Origin of the sequence: Flavobacterium panacagri (assembly GCF_030378165.1) — a bacterium.
Taxonomy (GTDB): domain Bacteria; phylum Bacteroidota; class Bacteroidia; order Flavobacteriales; family Flavobacteriaceae; genus Flavobacterium; species Flavobacterium panacagri.
The window spans coordinates 5213416-5239266 of the sequence record NZ_CP119766.1; the positions used below are offsets into that span (position 1 = coordinate 5213416).

The 25851-nt window shown below is 34.6% G+C and carries 11 protein-coding genes; all 11 read right to left on the reverse strand.

Going from position 1 to position 25851, the window contains the following annotated elements; genetic code table 11:
- Positions 1 to 7: 7 nt before the first annotated feature.
- The 11 genes from P2W65_RS22080 to P2W65_RS22130 all read right to left on the reverse strand — a co-directional run bounded on the left by P2W65_RS22080 (position 8) and on the right by P2W65_RS22130 (position 25796).
- Complete coding sequence (locus tag P2W65_RS22080; RefSeq protein ID WP_289661302.1) at positions 8 to 1858, reverse strand: hypothetical protein; 1851 nt, start codon at positions 1856 to 1858, stop codon at positions 8 to 10.
- Positions 1859 to 2006: 148 nt separating this feature from the next.
- Complete coding sequence (locus P2W65_RS22085; protein WP_289661304.1) at positions 2007 to 2570, reverse strand: hypothetical protein; 564 nt, start codon at positions 2568 to 2570, stop codon at positions 2007 to 2009.
- 13 nt (positions 2571 to 2583) lie between these two features.
- Positions 2584 to 4887, reverse strand: a complete 2304-nt coding sequence (locus P2W65_RS22090; protein ID WP_289661306.1) for a GH92 family glycosyl hydrolase — start codon at positions 4885 to 4887, stop codon at positions 2584 to 2586.
- An 80-nt stretch (positions 4888 to 4967) separates the two neighbouring features.
- A complete protein-coding gene (locus P2W65_RS22095; RefSeq protein WP_289661308.1) occupies positions 4968 to 7280 on the reverse strand; it encodes a GH92 family glycosyl hydrolase in 2313 nt (770 codons plus the stop codon).
- Positions 7281 to 7572: 292 nt separating this feature from the next.
- Positions 7573 to 9186, reverse strand: a complete 1614-nt coding sequence (locus tag P2W65_RS22100; protein ID WP_289661310.1) for a RagB/SusD family nutrient uptake outer membrane protein — start codon at positions 9184 to 9186, stop codon at positions 7573 to 7575.
- A gap of 18 nt (positions 9187 to 9204) precedes the next feature.
- Entirely contained in the window at positions 9205 to 12216 is a 3012-nt protein-coding gene (locus P2W65_RS22105) for a SusC/RagA family TonB-linked outer membrane protein (protein WP_289661312.1), read from the reverse strand.
- Positions 12217 to 12495: 279 nt separating this feature from the next.
- Entirely contained in the window at positions 12496 to 14670 is a 2175-nt protein-coding gene (locus tag P2W65_RS22110) for an alpha-N-acetylglucosaminidase (protein WP_289661314.1), read from the reverse strand.
- A 468-nt stretch (positions 14671 to 15138) separates the two neighbouring features.
- On the reverse strand, positions 15139 to 16932 hold the full coding sequence (locus P2W65_RS22115; protein WP_289661316.1) for an alkaline phosphatase: 1794 nt from the start codon (positions 16930 to 16932) through the stop codon (positions 15139 to 15141).
- Positions 16933 to 17190: 258 nt separating this feature from the next.
- Positions 17191 to 18933 carry a RagB/SusD family nutrient uptake outer membrane protein gene (locus P2W65_RS22120; RefSeq protein WP_289661319.1) on the reverse strand — a complete coding sequence of 581 codons (1743 nt, stop codon included), beginning with the start codon at positions 18931 to 18933 and terminating at the stop codon, positions 17191 to 17193.
- 17 nt (positions 18934 to 18950) lie between these two features.
- A complete protein-coding gene (locus tag P2W65_RS22125; protein ID WP_289661321.1) occupies positions 18951 to 21920 on the reverse strand; it encodes a SusC/RagA family TonB-linked outer membrane protein in 2970 nt (989 codons plus the stop codon).
- A gap of 177 nt (positions 21921 to 22097) precedes the next feature.
- On the reverse strand, positions 22098 to 25796 hold the full coding sequence (locus P2W65_RS22130; protein WP_289661323.1) for an AraC family transcriptional regulator: 3699 nt from the start codon (positions 25794 to 25796) through the stop codon (positions 22098 to 22100).
- Between the last annotated feature and the right edge of the window lie 55 nt (positions 25797 to 25851).

A 25851-nucleotide genomic window follows, 5' to 3' on the forward strand; every position in this document is an offset into this window, starting at 1 on the left:
TCTAATCCTAAAATATTGTCATTTGATGACGAAAAGGCGTGAATCCAGTTATGTAAACATGCTCTCCATTGGTACGCAAACTTCCCTGATGATAGGTGTATTGTTCGCTTTCCAGATTTTCGACATTTAAATGTTCACATTTTCCTGGCCCAAATTTTATGGCATCTCCTGCGGTGGCAACTTCTCCATAACCGTTTTTAAGAAAATAATTCTTCTTTTCATCAGCCGTTGCTCCATTTACAATACTTTTTTCGTTGAAACACATTTCGACTGTTACCTCGACATTTGGCGGGCCATCTACTTTAAAATCCAAACTTAATGCTCCGTTATTCTCCGTAATTTCAATTACGGTAATTTGTTTTTTGACATTGCTTTTTGTTCTCGAATCAAAATCCATTTTGTTCCAAAATCTTCCATCCAATGATTCTGATAATTTATAGTCTCCATCGGGTTTTCGATATTCAGGGGCAAGAGGCTGATAATAATCTGCTTCTTTGGTTTCGGTCAAAATATATTTGTTGCCTTCTTTTACAATTCCGTTGCTGCTGAAATACCCCATTCTGAAAAACGAGGTCGACAAACGCATGTATTTTAAAATAGCCTCTCCTTTTCTGTACATTAAAAAATTAGGGTTTGATGATCTTCCTGATACAATTTGAACCGGCTGATCATTTCCTCCAAATAAAGTAATAGACGTTTTTTCTCTTCTGATTCTAGCCAAATTAGAAAGAACAAAAAACTTTTCGAAATCATTTGGAACATTGCTTTCAGCTGGAACTTGCTTTTGAAGGTCTTCATTTTCCATAAAAAAAGCTAACGAATCGGATAAGATATCGCTTGTAAACTCAGGAAGTTTTTCAATCGTATTTACCATATAAACAAACATCGGATTTTGAGTACGAATAGCCATATATCGATATTGCCAGTAAAATTTCGTCACTTTCAAAGCCATAAACTGATCCTGTCTTTTGGAATCGACAGTAACCAGATCGCCGTTAGTTTCTGTATAATAGAAATACGTAATTAAATTTTTATTTACGATTTCCAATAATTGCGGTCTTTTCAGCAATCTTGCCATCGTAATTAAAGCTTTATCAATTACTGCCGAATAAATACCACTTCGTTCTGAATAATGCCCGTCTTCGTTGAGATAAATTCCTTCTGCCAACCATTCATCAATTCGGTTCACATATCTGGTATCTGGATAAAGCGCATTAATATTTGCTAAAGCGGCACAAATAACCCATCTATGGTTTGGTGTATGAACACCTCCCGTTATCATTGCCTCGCCTGCATTTAAAATAAATTGTTTTACTTTTTCACGAACTACTGCCAGCTCTTTCTGTTTACTTCTGTTCAATAAAACAGCAGCGGGGCAAATATATTCTAAAATAAAAGCAGTATCTGGTGGAGATTGTCTGTTTCCTCCCGCATCTAAAGTTCCGTCGCTATATTGCCCTTTTAGTAAAACATCTATTGCTTCATTTAATTTTTCGACTAAAACAGGCGACTTATAATATTCCGATCCCGAATTACAAAATGATGCTGAACAAACCGTTACAGTATTTGCAATGCCTCGAAAATTACTTATTCTGATATTCGGATCCAATGACGGTCTGTTCAACAAACTTTTGACTTTCGTATCATTATTTTGAATTAGTTTTTTCATTAATTGAAGATCCTCTTTTGAGACTGTACCTTCTGAAAAAAAATCATTTACAAAAAGAGTATTACTCATTAAAACACCTCCTAATGATAAACTGCTTAATCTGATAAATTCGCCACGGCTCATAGAATGTTTCATAATACTTTCTTTAATTAATGAAAAAACAGCTTTTACTTCAATTGTTTTAAACACATAGAGACATAGATTTTAATACTTGTTAAAAGGCGTTTCACTTGCATAAATGCACATAGCTATGTGTGAGAAATTAAGTTTCTTTCCCTCTTCCTTTTACGCAATTAAAACTATGTTCCTATGTGTTTAAAAATAAAACCCAATATTACTAATCCACTACTTTTACCAAAGTCGGATTAATTCCTAACGGGTTCTTAATTACTTTACAGATTAAAGGAAACTCTGGATTTTTTACAATCCACATTTCGGTTTCGTCTATTTGTGCTTTTACATGTAATGCATCAACTGCTTTTCCATCAATAGAAATTTCATTTTTATCATCACTTTTATTCAAAACATAAGTCGTGTTATTGTAAACAAATGAACCTTTTTTAACCAAATCCTGATAAGCTGACTGTGAAATCATAAAAAACGTTTCGGTTGGTTTTAAGTTCAGAACCGGTGCATATTCTCCCTGATTGAAACTTAATTCAGTTCCGTTTTTTACGGCTTCAGGAAGCATTACTATTTTACTTTTTACTCCTCTGGTTTCCAGTTTAAAAGCCAATGCATTGTTCGAAGTTTCAGCCGTAAGCTGTAAAGTTCTCGTTTGCCCGTGAAGCTTACAGACATAATGCAGTTGGGTATTGTTTTTTAATGTTGGAATGTAATTCTGAGATATTCCTTTCTGATAAACAATGCAGAAAAGAATCATTAAAAATATATTTTTCATCTTGTTCATCATTTTATTTTGCTGGTGGTAAAATTGTTGTTCCCCAAGCCGAAGGTTTCGAATCCATTTCTAAAATTAATTCTCCTCCCTTATTAATATCATCATGTAAAATCCATGCTTTGTTGTATGGTTTTCCGTTTAACAAAGCGGTTTTGATGTATTTGTTTTTATCACTCATTTTTTTAGTAGTGATTTTAAAACTTTTACCGTTTTCTAATTTCATAACCGTTTCTTTTATCAAAGGCGTATTAATCAAATAATAAGGCTGTCCGGCATTTGGATATAATCCCATCATGTGGAAAGCCAGCCACGAAGACATTGCTCCCGAATCGTCATTACCTGGAAGTCCTTCTCTTGACGTATTGAAATTATCCTTGATAATCGTTCTGATTCTGTCACTGCTTAAATAGGGTTTTCCGATCCAGTGATACAAACAAGGCGTTAAGAATGAAGGTTCATTGGCAACATTGAATAAATTATTATCAAAGAAAATGTCCAATCGAGTTTCGAAAGCTTTTTCTCCACCTGATTTTTTTACCAGTTCCGGAATGTCGTGTGGTAAACTAAAGGAATATTCCCAAGAAGTTCCTTCGTAGAAAAACACACACCAATGGCAGACATACCAAGGAGATTCGATAATAACCGGCGTATATTTAAAAGTTGGTTTCTGGATTTTAGATTCTCCGAAAACGACATCATCCAGCCAGTTTCCGTCTTTGTCTTTTGGCATGATGAATGCTTTTGCTCCGTTATTTTCATAATCTGCACGCCATAAATTCTGCCAGTTTTCGGCTTGTTTCATGTATTGATTGTACAATTCTGTTTTGCCCAAACCTTTGGCTACAGTCGCAATGTTATAATCGTTGTATGAATAATCGATTGTTCGGTTTCCTGCACGGTCGGTGCCGTAAGGAACGTAACCTAATTTCAGATAATCTAAAAGTCCGCCACGTCCTTCTCTTTCTTCATTTCCTCCCGGCGGTACTGTTGCGTCTTTGATCATTGCCTGCAAAGCCAATTCGTAATCAATTCCTTTTAAGTTTTTTACAAAAGCATCTGCAATTACAACCTCAGCGTTAGAACCTCCCTGAGTTCTTCCGTTATCATTTCCGCTTCTTCCTTCGGGCATATAGCCTTCGCGTTTGTAGATATTCAGCATCGCATTGATGATATCTACTTTACGTTTAGAATCTATTAAAGTAATTAACGGACTTGAAGTTCTGAAGGTATCCCAAATCGTATAAAAATCATCATAATACGGTTCGTCATTCGTCCATAACGGATTTTCGCCTGTTCGATCCACCGGCATAATCATCGTGTGGTACAAACCAGTATAGAACATTTTTCTGTATTCTACCGAAGTATCATCTGACAATTTGATTCGGCTTAATAAATCTTCCCATTTATTTTCTAAAGTGGCTAAAACGGTGTTGAAATTCCAATGCGGGATTTCAATTTCTATATTGTTTTTCGCTTTTAATTCACTTAAAAAGGAAATTCCGATTTTGACATTTAATTCTTCTTTTCCCGAATTTCCAAAAGAAAGCAACGCTCCAGTCTTCTTTCCAGAATCAAATTGTGCTTTTTGATTGTTGTAAAATTTTCCGTCTTTAAAAGTGACATATTTGGCAATTGGCTGATCGAAAACGGCCCAGAAATAAACCGTATAAGCTCTTCCGTTATTCCATCCTCCTCGAATTCGGCTGTAACCTCTTACTTCAGTATCTGAAACTATTTCGATTTGAGATCCTACAAACTGTTGTGCTTCTCTGGCATCAGGAATTTTTTCTTCTCCAAGGAAAAATCCTGGATCAATCTTTAATTCTTTTGATTTATTTTTTGGGTAAGTAATTCTATAAAACGAAACTTTTTCCCCAGTTGTAATTTCTGTTTTAATGTTGTTCTCTTTGAAAACCGTTTCATAATAACCCAGTTTTACATTCTCTTCTGTTCTAAAAGAAGTCTGATCCATTTTATCCAAAGCTCCCGAAAATGGCATAATCTGAATATTTCCATATTTTGGGCCACCTCCCGTTCCGCTCACGTGTACCTGACTGAATCCTGTGACTTCTTTAGGCATTGGAAGCCATCCACTGTTTGGACTCGAAGTACAATCCGGACTTGGTTTTACCATTCCGTAAGGACAGGAAGGGCCAATAAAAACCCTGCCCACTCCCTCTGAACCGATCATTGGGTCAACGTATTGATGAACTTTTTGCTGTGCGCTACCTGTAATAGTAAGAAATGATATTCCTAAAAAAAAGATAAACTTGGATGATATTTTCATTGTGGTTACTTCTTTGTTTTTTGTTGGCATGTATAATTATTTTTAATATTTCTCAAATAACTATAATTCTATTTTCCTTTACGTTAATAGGGCTTTAACCCAACGTTATATTAATGTTTTTGCTGATCTGACATTTGTAAAATCAATTCGCCTCCATTAGTAATATTCTGATGTGAAAGCTCAAAATTTGACACTTCTTTCTGGTTGAATTTGATATCCTTTATATATACATTTTCAGGATTATTAGCAGTAGCTTTAATCACAAATGTTTTCCCTGAATAATATTTCGGATTTAATGTAATCGTGATTTTATTGAATATCGGACTTCCAATTTCATAAACGGCATCTTTGTCTGTTCCCCCGTTCATTTGGAATAAACCTAATTTCAATAAAACATTCAGGCTTCCCATTAATCCCTGATCTTCATCTCCGTTATAACCTGTTGATGGCGATAATCCGCTGAAAGTTTCTTTTACCACGTTTCTTGTCCAGTATTGCGTTAAATCAGGTCTTCCTAAAATGGTAAAAATATTTGAGGTCTGCATAGACGGCTGATTTCCAAAATTTACTGGAATTCTGCTAAACTCCGGGTGTAATTCTGCATCGTGTGATGTACCAGAGGTATACTTTAGTTTTTTAGCAGCTTCAAATTGAGCATTCAATTTTTCTACTGCTTTTTCTTTTCCGCCCATTAAATCAGCCAAACCTAAAATATCATGTGGAACAAACCAAGTTGATTGTGCGCCGTTTGATTCTATAAATCCGTTTTCGTATTGATACGGATCATAATTTTCACGCCATTTTCCATCCACATTTTTGGGACGCATCCAGCCTATTTTAGCATCAAAAACATTTTTATAGTTTTCGGCTCTTTTCATGAAATATTGATAATCATCTTCATGATTCAACTTTTTAGCCAATTGAGCCAAAGTCCAGTCCTGATAAGCATATTCTAAAGTCTGGCTCGCACCGTCTTCGTGGCTTCCGAAATTTCCATCTGGAAGCGGATACGGTACATATCCTTTTTCTAAATAATATTTTAAGCCTCCTCCAATATTGGTGTTGTGTTCATATCCGGCTTTTTCCATGATACCACCCGGCATATGATTTTTTTTAAGGGCAATATAAATTTCCTCTAAATTTTCTTTTACAATTCCTTTTTGAATGGCGCTGACAATGAAAGGCGTTGCCGAAGCTCCCGTCATAACATACGTATCATTTCCTCCCGAAGGCCCGCGTGGGATTATGCCGCCGTCTTTATAATACTGCATTAACGAATACACAAATTCTTCCATAATCTCCGGATATACCAGTCCCCACAGGTTATTGATCGTCCATTGTGCGCCCCAAAAAGCATCTGAATTATAGTGATTGAATTTTGGTTTTCCGTCTGTATTTAACGGTAAATGTCCCACCCTGAATTTGTCCCCTGTATTATCAGGATAGGATCCATTTGCGTCACTAATCATTTTTCTCCCTTGCAGGGCATGCCATAAATCAGTGTAAAATCTTCTTTGGTCGGTTGCTGTGCCGCCTTCTACTTTTATTCTTCCTAATAAACTGCTCCATACTTTTCTGGAATCTTCAACTGTTTTATTAAAATCCCAATGGGTTAATTCGGTTTCAATATTGTTATCGGCATTTTCAATTGAAGTATAAGAAATACCGACTTTCATTAACACTTGTTCTTTGGTTTTACCAAAATGAATCAAATAATTTCCCGTTGTATTATCTCTTTCAACAGAAGAAATTGGCTCATTTGTTTTCACTTTAAAAAATACCGTTAATGGTTTTGGACGTCTGAAATTGGTACTTAAAACCAAAGATCCGGATAGTTCAAAATCATTATTTTTTTCCAATGTTCCGTTTGTATTGTCACAAGGGCCTAAAACAGTATTTAAATTAAAAAGAACTGCTTTTTGTGCTTTTGCTGGAAAAGTATATTTATGAAAACCAACTCTTGGTGTGCTGGTTAATTCTGCTGTTATCTGATATCTATCTAATTTTAGCGAATGATATCCAGGCGTAATAATTTCGGTCTGATGGCTGAATTTAGAATAAAAATTTTTGAAAATAGTCTTTTTATTTTCTTCTGAAATAGTCACGGGCATTACGGATACTCCCGACATCTGCCATTCGTGAACGTGGCTGAAACCTTTTACTGTATCTGTAGTATATTTATAACCTCCTCCCCAATCGCCATTAATTTCAGTGTCCGGATTTAAATTAACCATTCCAAAAGGGCGACTCGCTGATGAAAAGAAAAACCATCTTGAATTTTCGGTGTCCAACAACGGATAAACCATGTCTGATAACTGTTTCTTCTTTAAAGAAACCGTTTTCTGAGCGTTGCACGACACTAAAAAAATAAGGGTTAAACTTATTGCGATACGTCCTATTTTATTGATTTGATTTAGTTCCATTTATTCTGTTTATTGATGAGGCACTATTGGTTTGTAGAGGATTCTTTGTACTGGCTTATTACGCTGAAGTGAAAAGAATGTTTACAAAGCTTAATCTTTCGTCGGGGTCTCAGGAATTACATTCGATTAAGCTTTGTATTCATTCAAAAAATGAAAATGAAACTAAACTGGCTATCATGAGCAACCAAAAAAGACCAGTTTTCTTTTAGTAAAAAAGGAGAAGAATTTTTACGCTCTTCTCCTTTCACAATTAAAATTGAATTACAATGCGTACTTAACTAAACTTTTATTCTTAATATCCATCATTCTGAGTCAGAGCTGGATTTAAAACCATTGCATTTGTTGGGATTGGGAATACACGACGGTAAGTGTCTGTATTGGTTTTATACCCCCAAGATCCTTCATATTTTCCAAAACGGATCATATCGTTTCTATGCCAAGCTTCCCAAGCAAATTCACGGCTTCTTTCTTTATAAAGATCTTCTAGTGTTACACCGCTTAAAGCTGCAGATGTCGTACGATTAGAACGAACCATATTTACTAATGCATCAGAACTTTGTCCTAAAGTTACTGCTCCGCCACGTAAGATTGACTCTGCTTTCATTAAAAGCACATCTGAATAACGTAAGAAAGGAACATCGTTGTTTTGATTACGGTTTGTTGAAGTTGCGTCTGGATAAAATTTGATATTTCTGTATCCCATGTTCCAAGCGATTTCATCATTTCCAAGGTCAAATAAAGCAACACTTTGACGAGGAATAATATCTGGCGTTAGATTTACCTGATAGGTATAAGCTGCTCCACCATCTGCTCCAGTGTAAAATTGATCGTATCCTTTTTTGGTCGTTGTTACTCTTACTGGCGTAACTCCATCATTCATGTACTGAAGTCCTGTAAGCCATTGTCTGTTACGAATGTCATTAGCATCATTAAAATAAGCATAGAATTCTGGCAACGTACTTCTTGGCGCACTTGGCGTGTAAGGCAGACCGAACTTCGCTCTTTCAGAACGTGGTACATCATAACGAGCATGATACATTTGTCCATTAAAACCAACTGTAACTGCTACTGGATCGTAAGGAACTGCAAAAATGAATTCTTTCATTGCTGGTCCATTATTTGGATAAAACATTTGAAGGTATGTAGCTCTTGGCTCAACCGAATATAAACCAGAATTGATTACCTGATCGCAGGCTGCAATACAATCTGTATAACGTGCTGTTCCTGTATAAATGTTTGCATTCAAATACAACTTCGCTAACATTGCATTAGCAGTTTGTTTATTTGGTCTACCGTAAGTAGCAACTCCAGATGCCGCATTTAAATTTGGAACGGCACTTTTTAATTCTTTTTCAATGAAATTAAAAACTTCTGCTCTTGGTGTTTTAGCATGAGAAGAGAAATCTCCGTATAAAGTATCCAAAGGCACATCTCCATAACTGTCCATTAACATGAAATAAGAAATGGCACGCATCGTTTTTAATTCAGAAATCAAAGTTTTTTTGTCCGCACCTTCAGGCATTGCTTTTCTTAAAATAGAAATAGCCTGATTGCTTGTTCCAATTACTTTAGACGACCAATCCCAAAGACTTCCCACAATACCATTGTCTGCATTCCAATCGTGGTAGTGCATGGCAATATAGTTTCGGTTATCAAACCAGTTTCCTCCTCTTGCAGGCAGAATCGCTTCGTCTGTAGTTAAAGACTGAGACCACCACCAAGCAAATGAAAACTCACCTCTAAATGCGGCGTAAACCGGCCCTGTTGTTTGAATATATTGTGTTGAATTTTGCGGAAATACGTCAGGTGTCAACTGCGTTGTAATAGGCACATCAAGATCACTGCAAGACCATACTAAACCAGCCATCAATACTGGAAGACCTAAATATTTTAATATCTTTTTCATAATTTTTAGCTTTAATTTTTAGAAGATCACATTTAAACCAAACATATACGTTCTGGTTTTTGGATAGAAGTTATTGGAATCTACACCCGGAGCTGTTCCTCCTTGCTCAACTTCTGGATCAATTCCTGTGTACTTAGTAATAACAAATACATTGTTTATCGTTTGATAAATACGTACACTGCTGATGTACCTGCCGACTCTACCAAAGTTATATCCTAAAGTCATGTTGTCTAATCTTAGGTAACTGCCGTCTTCTATAAAACGATCCGAATACTTGAAAGAGTTTAAGTCATTTGGCGACTCATTTCCAGCATCGACCAATATATTAGTCGTCATTGCAGTACTCGGTCTAAATAAATCGGCGCGAGTTGCATTGAAAATTTTGTTGCCAAAAACTCCTCTAAAGAAAATACTTAAATCAAATTTTTTGTATTGAAAATTATTTGCCCATCCTAATAATAATTTTGGCTGTGCGCTTCCTGCATAATGATAATCTACTCCAATTTGAGGTGTAGTAGTCAAATCACCGTTTTTGTCATAATACTGAGAAACTCCATCAGCATTTTTTCCTGCATATTTAAGTGTAAAGAATTGTCCTAATGGTTTTCCTTCTTTAAAAATCTGTAAAGTACTACCTGTTTGCCCACCTCCGTCTGGCTGTACACGACGGATAGAATCTCCACCAACAAAGAACGGACTAGTTAATTTCACGATTTCATTCTTGTTATGTGCCAAGTTCAAGTTAGTTGTCCAGCTGAAATCTGCTGTTTTAACTGGAGTTGTGCTTAAACTCACCTCAATACCTTTATTAGACATTGTTCCTCCATTTGCTACAATTGATCCTACTGGCACTAATACTGGATTTACGTTGTAGTTGAAAATCATGTCTGTTGTTTTCTTATCGTATACATCAACAGAACCTGTAACTTTTCCTTTTAAGATAGAGAAATCAAGACCAATATTTGATGTAGCCGTTTTTTCCCATTTCAAATCTGGGTTTGCTGCCTGATTTGGACCATAAGCTCCAATCTGTTGTCCATTGTAATAAAAAGTACCTAAACTTCCTGAGATAAATTGCGCTGTGTAAGCGTTAAATCCAGAAGAGTTACCCGTTACCCCCCAGCTTCCGCGAAGTTTCAAATCACTAAAGAAGTTTTGATTCTTCATGAAGTTTTCTTTGTCCAATCTCCAAGCACCACCTACAGAAGGGAAATACCCCCATTTATTATTTTCTCCAAACATAGATCCACCATCTCTTCTGATTGATCCTTGTAAAAGATATTTGTCTTTATAATTATAGTTCAAACGTCCAAAATAAGAGATCAAACGTGTTTTCTGATAGGCTTTGCTATCTCCAAAGTTTACTACATAACCGTTAACTGAAGTATAATTACTTAAAGCTAAGTTATTATATCCAACATTGTCTACAGGAAAGTTAGTTGTTGTAGCTTGAAAACCATCTCCTAAAGTATTTTCCTGCCATGAATAACCAGCAACCGCTTTTATTTTATGTTCTCCAAATGTTCTATCCCAACTAAAGAAACTCTCAATAATATTGTTTCTGGTTTCGTACGAATTTCTCAATGCAGAACCATTTATACCAAAATTCACTAAAGATTTTGTCAAAGGTGGATCTGGGTTGTTGTAGAAGTTGGCACTATTGTATTGTGAATAATAGCTGTCATAAAACTCCCCGTGTGATGCTGTTAGTCTTTGATGCGCTAAATTTAAATTATAAGTAATTCCAAAAGGTAATTTTACTTCTGCTGTTAAATTCCCCACAAGGTTATCTGTTTTTGTTTCGTCTGTACCGTGTTCAATTAAAGCTACTGGGTTAAAATATCCTGTACTTATGAAATTTTCAAAAAAACTTCCGTCTTCGTTTCTTACCGGCGAAACTGGAAGGTGGCTCGCTGCTTGTAAAAGAACAGTATTACGCTGTGGTACATTTTGATATTTTGTAGTAGAGTTAGTAACATTTAAACCAAATTTAACCTTGTCATCAAAAGCAAACTGCTCAACAGATAAACGAGCAATGATACGAGAGAAATCACTTTTCTGCATTACTCCTTCTTTATTAAATGAAGTAATACTTGCTGTATAATTTCCATGATCTCCGCCACCGCTCATAGACAAGTTATGGCTGCTTGATGCTGCACGTCCTGGTCTTAAAATTTCTTTCTGCCAGTCTGTGTTAGCTCCTTTATCATTTTCTGGAGTAAAATTCAAATTGTTTTTAACAGTAAAAGCTCTTAACTGATCTGCATTCATCATGTTTAGGCTGTTTGAAACTTCTTCCCAACCCACATAACCGTTGTATGCAATCTGCGTTCTTCCTTTACTTCCTTTTTTTGTTGTGACCATGATAACCCCGTTTGCGGCACGGTTACCGTAGATTGCTGTTGCTGCCGCATCTTTTAAAACGTCAATTGTAGCAATGTCATCTGGCGCAATTACAGAGATATCTACTCCCGGAATTCCATCAATTACATAAAATGGCCCTTGAGAACTATTTAACGTAGATGCTCCACGTAATACCACAGAAGCCGTTTTTGTAGGGTCACCACTTGATGAAATATTTAAACCAGAAACTTTACCTTGTAAAAGCTGTCCAACATCGCTGATGGCACCTCTATTTAAATCTTCAGCTTTAACCGAAGTCACAGAAGTCGTTAAGTTTTTACGAGATCCTTTTCCATAACCTACTACAACTACCTGCTCTAAGCTTGTTGTGGTTGGCTGTAATCGAATTGAATAAGTTGTTTTTGTTCCATCTAATTTTACAGGCTGATCATCAAATCCCATAAAAGAAAATATAAGTGTTGCGTTTTTGTTTGAAGCCGAAATTTTAAATTTCCCATCAAAATCTGTAGATGCTGTATTCGTTGTACCTTTTTCTAGTACATTGGCTGCTGGCAGTGGAACGCCTTTGTCATCTAAAACTACACCAGACACTTCTGTTTTTTGTGCCCATGTATTCATTGAGAAGCCAAAGCAAAAGGCTAATAATAAAAGTTTAAGTTTTTCCATTGTGAATATTGGTTAATTGGTTAAATAGTACTGACGAAATTAGTGCTAATGAAATGTTAAGAAATGGACAAGTTATTCATAAACATGGATAATTTCAATAAAGTCAGTGATAGCAAGGCTTAGCGAAGTTATTTTTATATTTTTATATAATCAAATACTTACTAATAAATCGTTTTCGTGGAGATTTCATTTCATATTTTAGCTGTTATTTAGGTTTTGTTTATCAGGAATTAGTTAATTTTTTCTTTATATACGTATTAATCGTAATTAAGTATTAATTTAATTATTCTCTGTCCATTTTATTTCCCAATTTTTAATTGATTCTCTTTCTTTCGTTTCATCAAATGGAGTATTATTTACGGCCGAATTTTTTAAAGCTTCTAAAAACATTTTCCATCTTGGCCAATAGAACCCTTTATACATTCCCTGCCACGATCTGGAAGCGTAATCATTCAAATGACCTTCTCCACCCCAAAGTGTAATTAATGTTTTAGCATTTTTTGCATACAGTTTAGAAACTGAAGTAGTGCTTCCATAATCCGAAGCTGATTTTACCCATTGCTCTACATTATTTAAAGGCTGTCCTGACATCATTTTATCGGTATCCAAAACTTGTTTTTCAATCTGTTTAAACAATTGATCTCCTTTTGCAATGTCTTTCTTTTGATATGCCTTAACACACTCCATTAATTCTTCGTCAATTGCAAGTGAATTATAATGTCTTGAAACATCAATTAAATCGTATTGGATAAGGTTCGTTTTATTATACTTTTTAGCTTCTTTGCTTAAAATATCCAAAGCTTCTTTTAGTTTAATTTTATCTCCTGGATTTCCTTTAAAATCAGTAATAGTTACTGTTGGTCGTTTAAACAACAAATAAGCTCCTGCCCAATCGTTCCACCAGCGGGTTTCCCAATATTTGACATTATAAACAGATTGTAACAATAATTCCCAAGCTTGAAAAACAGGTTTTGATGAAGCCTGACCGTATCTTGCATTTAGATATTTAGTCAACCAGTCATTTACAGGCTGTTCTCCTTTAGTCCACGGAAGATCATAAATGTATTCGTAAACAACCGAATTATTATTTAATCCTTCCGGCATTGCGCCATAACCGACAACATTTCCTTTATGCGGATTTTTTAATAAACTCGTTAATTCGTCTTTATAAAAATTCAGATCCCCATAAACTGGATTTGATCCTCCATAATTATGTACATAACCATAAGTCCATTGTTTACCATAAAAAGCTTCCTGATTATCCCATACCTTATATCTGTCGTTAGCATAATCCTGAACCATCACTTTCTCATTTGGTACTTTGCTTAAAAATGCGCTTGTAGCTTCTTTAGTCCAAAATTCTTTATTATCTCCAAAAAGCCATCCCTGCATTACCCAAACTGCACCGGGAGCTGCTTCGTTTATCGTTTCATAGACAGCGCTTCCATAATTAGAAAGTTCTTCATATTTATTATGTTCTGAAACAGGAGGTTCAATTTCGTTGAAAGAATCAGCCAAATAGAAATTAGACTTTCCGTACATTTTAGTATAAATTTCAATAAAACGTTTTCCTAATTTTTTGAATAACGGATCCTTAGAATCTAGCAGAAAAGTACTTGCAAAACCACCTCCTGACCAAGATTTCAATTCGGTTATTTTAGCTTCGGGATGTTTTTCGGCGAAAGCCTTAGGTACATATCCGCTAAAGGCCGGTACAACTGGATGCATGTCCAGTGCTCTCATTCTTTCTAAGATTTTCTTTTGAAGCGCTTCTTTTTTAACGAACCATTCTTGTGGTAACGGGCCTTCTAAACTATTGATATTTCCCATTCGTTGCCACGGCAGATAAGCCGGCCCTGCAAAGTGAGATTCTAACTGAGAATTTGTCAAACCATATTCTTTCCATAATTCCTGCCATACCGCTTCCTGACCTTCCATTGCAGTTGGAAGATTGATTCCGTGCAATGCCATCCAGTCGATTTCTTGTTCCCAGCGTTTCCAATCCCACCATGGAGTGGTGTAGCCAAACGTACAGGCATTTAAATATTCTCTATATTCAAATGGTGTGTCTCCTTTTTTAGCATATTTTGGCCATGTTTTAGGCAAGTTAATTCTGTTTCCTTCCCAACTTACTAAAACAGCACCTATGTCTCTTAAAAAATTATAGGCTGCATAACAAACTGCGGTATTGTTTGATGCTTTTATTTTTACCTTATTATTAGCTGTTTCAATTTCAAACCAATCCGATTTGTTGTTTGTTTTATTTTCGGCAATGTTTAACTCAAACTCATTGGCACGATTTCCTACTAATCTTTCAATTACGCCGAAAGCACTTTTTGTTTTTTCATCAACTTGACAATGTGCTTTAAAAGAACCCAAAAACAACAGCATAAAAGCCATTACTGCCATTTTTAAGGAATCGTTCTTTTCAATTTTAAAATTCTCACTTTTCATATAAATAACCTATTATTAAATTGTCTTAACTCATTTTAGCCTAACAAAAACAAGGGAGATTAAATTATTTATTAATCTCCCAACTCAAATAAAAACCTAACAAAAATTTATTACTAATAATTAACAAACTTAATTCAAGATTCAGAACGAAGAATGGGGTTCTGAACCGAAAATAAAATTACACTTATTGCTTTTTATTAAGATGGATTAATCAGTCAAAAATATAGACAGATTCTTTGTGTAGTTATTGCATTTGTTATCGCTAACAGCTGAAATTATTCTTTTTTTTGTGGATAAAAGAAAACTTGTACGACAATGCTTAAATAACAGTATAAATGCCGAGAAAGCATTTCAATTGAAATTTGATCAAACAATAAAAGCCTGCCATTGTTTCGTAAAAAACACTGGCAGGCAAGATTGAACATTTGGGGGCTGTTCGTTATGCTATTATTATTTTAAGATTCTTATTTACTTTAATACTGAAAGTATTTTATGGAATACTTCATTATTTTCATAAACTCCTTGGAAATCTTTTGAATGTGGTCCGTAAGAAAAAATAGGAACCATAGTAGCTGTATGATCTACAGTAATAAAATCTCCTTCAATTTTATGTTCTTTTACATTTCCTTGCGGAATCGCAAAACCAGAAGTTTCATGATCCGCCGTAACGATTACTAATGTTCCTTCGTTTTTATCAGCAAATAGTAAAGCTTGAGTAATTGCCGTATCAAAATCTATGGTTTCAGCTACGATTCCTCCTGCATTATTCACATGACCAAAACTGTCGATCTGTGCGCCTTCGACCATTAAAAAGAAAGGTTTGTTTTTTTTGTTTAAAAATTCTAAGCTGTATTTTACGGCATCCGCCAATACTTCTCCTCTTCCTTCCAAAACTGATGGAACTCTATGCTGCGAAATAAAAACACCCACTGCATCATTATTCTCTGCCTGCAGTTCCTGTACCGCATTCAATAATTTGAATTTGGGAGCCAATGCAATATTTTTAAAAGTAGAAGCACCTCCTCCAACAAACAGATTTAATTTGCTTTTTAGTAAATCCTGCGCTATTAATTCTGTATTCGATCTTTCTTCAGTATGTGCATAAAAAGAGGCTGGTGTTGCTCCCGTAACCTCATCTGTTGTAATAATTCCTGTAGAGAAATTTCTTTTTTGTAATACTTCTAAGATATTCGGAATTGGTTTTCTCAAACTATCTGTCCCAATGGCTCTATTGTTGGTTTTCTGGCCTGTTGCCAATGCTGTTCCTGCCGCTGCAGAATCGGTTGTAAAATCATCTGCCGATTGTGTTTTTATAAAACCGATGCTTTTCATCTGCGTTACCGATAAAGCGCCGTCATTAGCCAAAACCGCTGAAGAAATTTGCGATAAACCATTACCATCTCCAATTAAAAGAATCACATTTTTAACAGGAGTATCTTTTTGATCTGTTTTATAAGTGGGAACATACACTTTTGAAGAATTGCTAGCAGTAACCAATCTTTTTGGTAAAGCCTGCAGATACTGAACACAATTGTAAGGTGAATCAGTATTAATGATATCTACTCCGAGTTCTAAAAAAGCTTTCCAAGCTGTTTTAGTGTCTGGACAACCCCAAAAACGAAATGGTTTGTTTAAGCTTTTTCCTTTAGCAATAATTGAACTTATGCGATTACGATCATCATGTGTTAATCTTCCTAAACCATTCCAAACTGAATATTTTTTATAATCTACACTGATCATCGCTACTTTTTCCCAGTTTTCTTTTGAAATTGTTTTGTCTATTTCTTGAAAATCAAACCAGATAAAATCAGGGTATTTTTTATACGTTTCTGCATCTGGTCTGTTTCCAGATATAACGATTCTAATATCCTTATTTTTTGTTATGGTCTCATATTTTTTTAAAACCGAAATAAGCTTATCTAAAGTAGCTACCGCTTCTGTTTTAATGTCAATCAGTAAAACTAATTTGTGCTCTTTTTTATAATTCATTTTTAGAGCCGTCTCTAACGGTTTTAAATACAAATCTTCTAAAGTTCTTGCAGCAGAAATTCCTTTTTGATCATGAGAGACATATAAACCATTATCTTTCAAAAAAATATCGGCTTCTATGGATGTCGCTCCATTGGCGTAAGCATTCCAAAAAGGAATGGTTTGTTCATAATCGTTATGAGAATGTACTGTAACTAAGTTCTGAGAATATAACTGATCACCTGCTCCCCAGAAAAACAAGGATAGCCAGATGAATAAAAATGATGTTTTCATTTGGAATAAATTGATGGATTTTGAATGAACAAAATGGCAGGTAGTAGATTGGTAGGGCAAAAAAGGTCTGTCAACTGAAATGATCAGCCGAAACAAATATTTAATAAATAAATTTGGGATAAAAAAAACAGGGCGTTTTCTTAAAGGTTCAAAAACTACCCTGCTTTTAACAACTAACACAAAAAGACTGCCTATTTCATAAATAGCGTACAATAAAATGGCAGTCTTCAATTCAACGTATAAAAAAACAAACTTAAACTAGTATCCTTTATTCTGTACTAAATATCCAGGAGTGTTAGATGCACCGTCAATTGCTACCTGTGGAATTGGGAACAATCTTTTGTTTACATCTGTATCTGATTTTTCAGTCCATTTATCTTCAAAATGACTGAAACGGATTTGAGTATTTCTTCTTAAACCTTCCCAGTAAAATTCGAAACCATATTCTCTGTACAAAATATCTAAGCTGATTGCAGGAAGCGCAGCAGGAATTGGAGCACGAGCCGTTCTTGAAGTTCTAACTGTATTCATATCTGCCAACGCACCAGCGTTATCTCCTTTTCTTAATTTAGCTTCAGCACGCATCATAAAAATTTCAGCATATCTCAATAGTACCATATCTACACTGCTGTAGTAGTTTCCGTCTGGAGAAGTGTGGCTAAACTGGTATTTAGAAACTCTGTATCCAGAATAGTGCATACTTCCTTCATTTGTAAAATCAACTTTCAAAGTAAGGTTAACATATCCAACGTTTTTGTCTGGTCCATTACCTTTGATTTGTTTTACAGGATAAATTCTATATCCAGTATCACATTTGTAAAAAGCTCCGTTAGCATCTTTTCTAGCTGCCCAAGGAATGCCTCTCATAATTCCTCTGTCGATTTCAAATTCTTCTGCTTTTACACAATAATAATGGTTCTCATCATTTAAAGGAGAAAATCCAGTAAGATCTTTTAAATTATCTGGCACCTTTGCATTGTTTTTGTAAAATCTTGCATCAGCATCAGCAGGATCTACAGAACCATAAGCATCAACCCAAGTTTGGTAAAAATCTGATGTAATTGCTGGACCATCTGTTCCATCTGCATTAATCGATTCAGGTCTTGGAAACATTGATCCAGGAATTGACCAATAAGCCCAACGGTTGTTTTCGTCTTTTAAAACACCACGCTGATCCATTGCAAAAATCACCTCTTTATTTGAGTTGTTATCATCATCAAATAAATCAAAATACTCAGGAGATAAACTGAATTTACCAGAGTTGATAATATTATCTGTGTATTTAATAACCTTATCCATATCTGCCGGTGCAAATGAAGGCGTTCCATAAGGATCACGATACACTGCAGCATTCAAATTAAGCCTTGCAAGAAGTCCCCAAACTGCCGCTTGTGTCATTCTTCCTGGCCCTTTATCTGTATTGATCACATCAGCAACAGATAATAATTCGTTTTCGATGTACGTAACTGCATCTTGTCCTCTCAAAATTTCTGAAGTAGAAGCCGATGATTCTTTTTTGAATACCAATCCCCAGCTGTCTAATGTCATCATATTTAAGTAAGCTCTTAACGCTTTCATCTCGTAAAGTGCTCCTTGTGCTTCTTTATTACCATCTTCTGCAAGAGGCGTTAATACTTCGATTGCAGAAAGTGTTCTAGAAATATTCTTTGTAAGTTCGTTCCATGTACTTGTTACAAGATCATTTGTAGGCGTTGTTGTGTGTGCGTGAACTGCTAAATATTTACCGCCATCATACCAATCTGTTCCTCCTCTGTAAGGTAAAATACCTTCGTCACTCGCAATTAACTGAAGACCAAAATTGTTTGTATGGATCCAAGTCGCTTTTAATTGTCCGTAAGCTGGAGCAATTGCTCCACTGATTGCTTCTGCTTGTCCTGCTCCATTTAAAGATTCGTCCAGGACTTTTTCTTCTAAATTTGTACAGCTCCAGGTAAATAATACACCTAATGCAAGAGCTGCTATTACTATTTTATTTTTCATGTTCTCTTTTTTTTTGATTAAAATGCAACGTTTAAGCCAAATACAATTGTTCTGCTTCGTGGATAACTGAAGTAATCAATTCCAAAAGACTGAATGTCTCCAACTGATGTTCCTGTATTAATTTCAGGATCGTAACCGCTGTATTTTGTAATTACAAATAAGTTTTGTCCAGTTATAGAAAGACGAATATTGTCCATTACATCACCAAGACCAACTAATCTAGGACTTAAATTATATCCTAAAGTCGCATTGTTTAATCTTAAGAAACTACCATCTTCTAAGTATCTAGTAGAAACTGTGTTTGAATTTGTAGAAGCTTCGTTTAAATATTGTGAAGCTCTATCTGTTGTGTTGAAAGAGTTTGCTAAACTTCCTCTGTTGAATGAAGTCATGGCAACGTGGTTGTAAATTTTATTACCTCCTGCTCCGTTAAAATTAAATCCTAAATCAAGATTTTTATATTTAAAGTTCAAGTAGAAAGCATAGATATAATCTGGTAATGCACTTCCAGCAACGATACGGTCATTGTCAAGAATAGAACCATCTCCATTTGTATCTGCAAACTGATTCAAACCATTAGAACCAATCCCAGTAAAATTAAGCATGTAGAAAGAACCAATTGAATGTCCGTTTAAAACTCCGTTGATTGTTGCACCAGATTGTCCTCCACCTTGCGCACCTCCTGTTGTTAAAATTTGGTATGGAGAATTCTCTACTTTATTATTGGTAAATGAAATATTTCCACCAACACTGTATGAGAAATCTTTGCTTTTATCACTGCTGTAATCTAAAGCTACCTCGATACCATTATTTTTAATCTGCATCGCTGGAATGTTTGTCCAATATTTAGATGTAGGCTGAATAGGATCTGTTGGAGCAACTTCTAACAAAATGTTTTCAGAAACTTTATTAAAATAATCTACTGTACCAGAAAGTCTATTATTAAATAAACTAAAATCTAAACCAACGTTTGTTTGTGTAGAAACTTCCCACTGAATATTTGGATTAGCCAAACGTGTGTAGATTGAACCATAAGGATAACCGCTCAAATCTGTAGCAGATGGATCTAATGGATACGTATCGTTTCCTGTGTTACTTTCTGTATAACTTGCTTTTGTAATTTTAGAAGGAATTTCTTGAGATCCTGTCTGACCCCAGCTCGCTCTTAATTTAAGGTTGTTTAAAGTTTCAGATTCTTTTAAGAAATCTTCTTTAGTAATATTCCAACCTAATGCTACAGATGGAAAATATCCATATCTGTTGTTTTTACCAAACTTAGAAGAACCGTCAGCACGCATTGTTGCTGTCAATAAATATTTGTTGTCGTATCCGTAGTTTAATCTACCAAAGAAAGACTGAAGCTCGTTTTCTACAGCAGAAGAAGATTGTGTTGTACGCTCACTTGCTGTTTCGATTTGATTTTTCGGCTCTACCCCATTATTAGGAAATCCTGATAAGTTGTAGCTTTTTTGGTAAACTTGTATTTTTTGGTAAGACTGACCCGCTAAAACAGTAAAACTATGGGCTTTTTTGTTAAAATTATAGGTCAATGTATTCTCATATAAAACGTTATTATTATTTGTAATAACATTGTTCAATGAACCTAAAGTTGTGTTTGTTGCAGACGCATAAGGTAAAACCTGAATATCTCTTTCAGACATAGAATAATCTACTCCAAGGTTAAACTTGTACGTTAATCCTTTTATGAATTCATAAGATGGAGAGATATTAGCCAAAATACGGTTGTTGTTTGTAACATCTGAGTAATTTCTCTCGCTGATTAAAGGATTTAAGATATCGTTGCTCAAATTAACATTTGGCTCTCCGTTTACATAAACCGCATCAGTAGGGTTCATTGTCAACATGTTTCCTACAATACTTCTAGCATCTGGTCTTTCATTTTCAAGCTTAGTTCCAGTCAAATTAAATGTGATATTAAATTTATCATCTAAAGCTTTCTGACTTAAATTTAAACGTCCAGAATAACGTTTCAAATCACTATTTCTTAAAACACCTTCTTGATTATCTACACCAACAGAAGCTGCATAAGTTGATTTTTCTGTTCCACCGCTCATCGATAAATTAACGTTTTGAGAAACTCCCGTTCTAGTTAATTCATCCTGCCAATCTGTATTTGCCCCTCCGTCTTGAAGGTTTCCGTTTACAGTTGCAACTTGTCTTCTAAACTCGTCTGCACTAAAAACATCCACTTTATTAGCCAATGAAGAAAAACCAGTAGTCACAGAAAGATTAATCTTTGATTGTCCTTTTGCTCCTTTTTTAGTTGTAATTACAACTACTCCATTTGCTGCCCTAGATCCATAGATAGCAGAAGCAGAAGCATCTTTAAGGACTTCAATACTTTCAATATCCTGAGGATTGATAAAGTTTAACGGGTTCGAAGCTACTCCTGTATTGCTGTTATCCAAAGCAAATCCATCTACTACATAAAGAGGTGTTGTTCCAGAACGTAAACTTCCAACTCCACGAATAATAATATCTTGATTTGCACCAGGCTCACCACTTGCCGCCATAACATTAACTCCGGCAACTTTACCTTGAATTAACTGACCTGCATTGGCAACAACTCCTTTGTTAAAATTCTCACTTTTTACAGAACCAATAGCTCCAGTTACGTCAGATCTTTTTTGAGAACCGTAACCAACCACTACTACTTCATTTAAAGTACTAACCTCTTCTGCTAAAGAAACAGTTAGTTTTTGAGTTCCTGAGAAAGAAACTTCTTTTGTTTTAAATCCAACATAAGAAAAAACCAAAACACCATCATTTTGTTGTGCCTTAATTTTAAAATTTCCATCAAAATCTGTAGTAACTGCCCCTTTTGGTTCTCCTTTAATATAAACAGAGACACCAGGAACTGGTACTTTTTCAACATCAGAAATTACAATTCCTGATACATTTATCTGCCCATAGGAGTATGACATACATCCAAAGGCAAGAATTAGCAATGCATAAATTTTTTTCATTTAAATTACTTTTTTTGTTTTGCCAAAAGTATTTTAACGATCCCTCCAAAAGGAGGATTTTTGTTTTTCAAAAGAGGACTTTTAATTCAATTTAGGATAGAATTAACGCTGAAAAAGGGTGAATTTTGTACATTAACATTAGCCTAACTTTGTGCAAATACAGGGCTAACAGAAAACCTAAAGCGAATATTCTTTATATTCCTTCGGACTTTTGCCAAAATACTTCTTAAAAGAGCGTCCAAAGTATTTTGGATCATTATAACCACATTCAAAACTGATTTCAGAGATGTTCAATTTTTTAGTTTTTAATAATAATTCGGCTTTCTGCAAGCGAAGAGACATTAAAATATCTGATGGAGACTGGTTCAAAATTTCTTTAAACAAACGGTAACATTTAACTCTAGAAATACCTAATTGTTCCCCCATCATTTCAACATTAAAGGCTGGATTCTGTAATTCTTCTTTAATGATTTCTAAAGCCTTTTTCAGAAGCTTTTCGTTAGGTGTGATATTCTCATTATTTTCTGTCAGGATTTCAAATATCTTCTGCTGGATTTTATACTCTTTTACAGGTTCGCTATTTTGATTGATCAGCCTATTAATCTTTTTGCTAATAAATGATAAACTTGCCGGCAGTTTAATATGAGTATCAATACCCAATTCTAACAATTGTTCATCCTGTTCGTAGTTAATATTCTCAGAGATATAAATAAGCGGCATTTTTTCAACGCTTACCTCTTTATTTTGTTTTAGAAAATTAGTAAGCTCTCTAGAGAATTCTGCCTGATAAAAAACTAATGCGGCAATTTCAGCCTGTTTAATAATAGCATTTAAATTTGAAACGGAACTCTCAAAAATCACATTATACTTGTCGCTTTCCAAAATCTGATTGGCTGCAGGAGTATTGTACGGATCACCAAAAACCAAAAGACATTTTTTATCTGGAGAAAACTGATCTTGATGATTGAAGTTTTTCCAGGAGATTGTTTCTTTTAAATTAACTTTAGAATCGACAACTTCGATAGGAATACGTAATCTGGCTTGAAACAGTTCTTCAGACGAAGAAATAATTTCTCCATTCATATCTTGAAGCAAAACTTCTAAAGCTTTAAAATATGGGCTATAATGCGATATATTGTACCAGTTATTTTTTAGAATAACACTATCTGAAATCGTTTTTATTTCTATAAAATCATTTTGATAAGCAATGGTAATTTTTAAAGTACTATCCTTATCTGAATACTTGCTTAAATCATTAAAAAAATACTGCATCGAAAGTTTTAAGCGTAAAACGTCCACAGCGGCAAAACAATCGGTATTATCTATTTCGCAATTAAAGTTTACTTCATTAAGCTGCGAATCTTTTTTTAGTTTTTCGACATTATTTTTTAGAACAGGGAATAAATTCACTGCCGTTTTTTTAACAGGCCCTAAATCTTTCACATGTTCCAGATAATTCCATTCCGAAATAAGATTAACCAATTTCCCTGATTCGAATAATAAAGCGCGTTGTGTTTCGGTATCTTTTTTTAAGGAGCTGGAAGTTTTAATTATTTTTGAAATTGGTTCCTGAAATTCAGCCAGCATAAATGTTTTGAACTTTTCAATTTCGAAATTTTCATTTTTTAAATTGCTGTGAAGAATTAGAAGTTTTTCTTTTTGCTCTTCAATTTTTTTATTTTTTTGATCGAGCTCTGCATTAATTTCTTCCAGATTTTTTTTCTGATTCTCGATAACAGCTGTTCTTGCTTTTACCAACTCTTCCATGTATTGTTGCTGTGCCACCGCAGTTTTATTTTTGATATAAATCACCACCAGACAACCCAGCAATATAAGGGTCGATAATAAAATATAAAATAAAATCGATTCATAAAAAGCTTCAGTAATATGAAGTGTAAAAAAAGCAGGTTCGGGAATACCGTCTATTCCTTCCTTTATCACAAAACTGTAATCTCCAGAAGACAAACCAGCATACTCAATTTTATTATCGGCAGGCAATAAAATCCAATTTTCATCTTTTCCCTCCAGTTTGTAATAAATATTAGCTCTTTTATTATGAGGAAATAAAATGGGAATAACTTCTATTTTTAATTCGTTGTCACTAAAACCTTTTTCAATCGCGGACAAATAATTTTCATTTCCATCTATTTTCAATTTAATTTTTGCTTTTGCATTATTACCTTGAATGGTATTGGGATTAAAATAATTGAGTCCGCCTACACCGCCAAAGAATAAATTCCCTTTTGAATCTTGATAATATGCGCCTTCTGAAAACTCTGTAGCCTGCCAGCCATAATTAGGATTATATGAAGTAACCGAATAATTTTTCTTGTCAATAGAAGCAATTCCTTTTGTGGTGCTCAACCATACTTTATCTCCATTATCGATCAGTCCGTAAACCATATGACTTGGCAGACCTTCAGCTTCTGTAATGTTTTTGACAACACCTTTTCTTTTATTAAAAATAGTTACGCCACCCAAAGAAGCAATCCAGTAATTATCTGATTCATTATCCACAAAAACAGAATAAATACTGTTTCCTAAAATTCCTTCTTTGGTCGTTATTTTTTGTAATGTGCCATTTGTTAAATTAAAAATAACTACACCGCTATTTTCGGTTGCCAATATCAAATTCTGATTGCTTTTTTTGACACACCTAATATGATATTTACTGAGCAGTTCTTGTCCTTTAAACTTTTCAAACTTTCCTGTTGCCAAATTGAACTTAGCCAAACCTCCCCAGCATCCCATCCAAAGCTGTTTGTTTTGATCTTCAAAAATAGAATAACATCTGCCAATAGACATTCCTGCAATACTATTCTTCTCAAAACTTGTGATATTATGATCCGAAATACGCAGAATTCCCTCATAAGTACCTGCCCAAACCGATCCATCGCTGGAAGTAAATAATGTTCGTATTCTTTCCCAATCTGGACTTGACGCTGCTTTATTACTATTAAACTTCTGAAAAGAATTGCTTGATTCATTGTAATAATAAAGTCCTCTTGTATAATAACCTAACCAAATTTTTCCTTTGCTGTCTTTGGTAACTGCTCTGATGGTTTCATTTGGAAGATTGGGTTCTTTAACTGGATGTGGCATCACCGAATTTATCTTTTCAGAACCACTGTATGCCATACTCAATCCTCCATCTTTCTGTCCTAACCAGATATTTCCAAAATTATCCTCATGAATGGTTTCTATTTCATTATTTTTAAAGGAATAAGGCGAATATAAATCGGATGTGAAGTGCTGTATATTATTTTCGTCTAATTCATTAGTAATAATATACAATCCGTTTTCACGCGTCGCAAACCAGATATTTCCAGCTTTGTCTTTTAGGATATCATTTATAATAAGGTTTGGATACTTTTTAAGCAGAATACTTTTCAGGTTTGGATAATCTGAATTTTTAATAGTATTACGGGCAATTTCTACAAAAGATTTATTCTTGAGTTCGTAATATTTTTTCCCTGTTTCTACAACAATATTTCCTTTTTGAGATAAATAAATATCTGTTGGAAGACTTTTGAATTTAAATTCCTGAAACTCATTGTTGCCAATATATCGGTTAACATGTCCTTCTTTAGTAATCAGCCAAATTTGTCCTTCTGAATCTTTTTCTAATTTAGTAATATAGTTACTTGATATTGTTTTAGGATCAGTGCTATTGTTTTTGAAAATTTTGAAATTATAACCATCAAAATAATTTAAACCGTCCCAAGTTGCAATCCACAATCCTCCATCTTTACTGCTTTCTATATCTACTACAGAATTATTAGACAACCCTTGATTGGTGGTAAAATTCTCAAATTTTATCTGCTGTCCAAATGAATATATTGTGAAAAAGTAAAGAAATAGTAATATCCTAGTCATCGTTTGTATTTTAACTGACAAGGATACAATCGGAAGTTTATTTAATCATAAACTG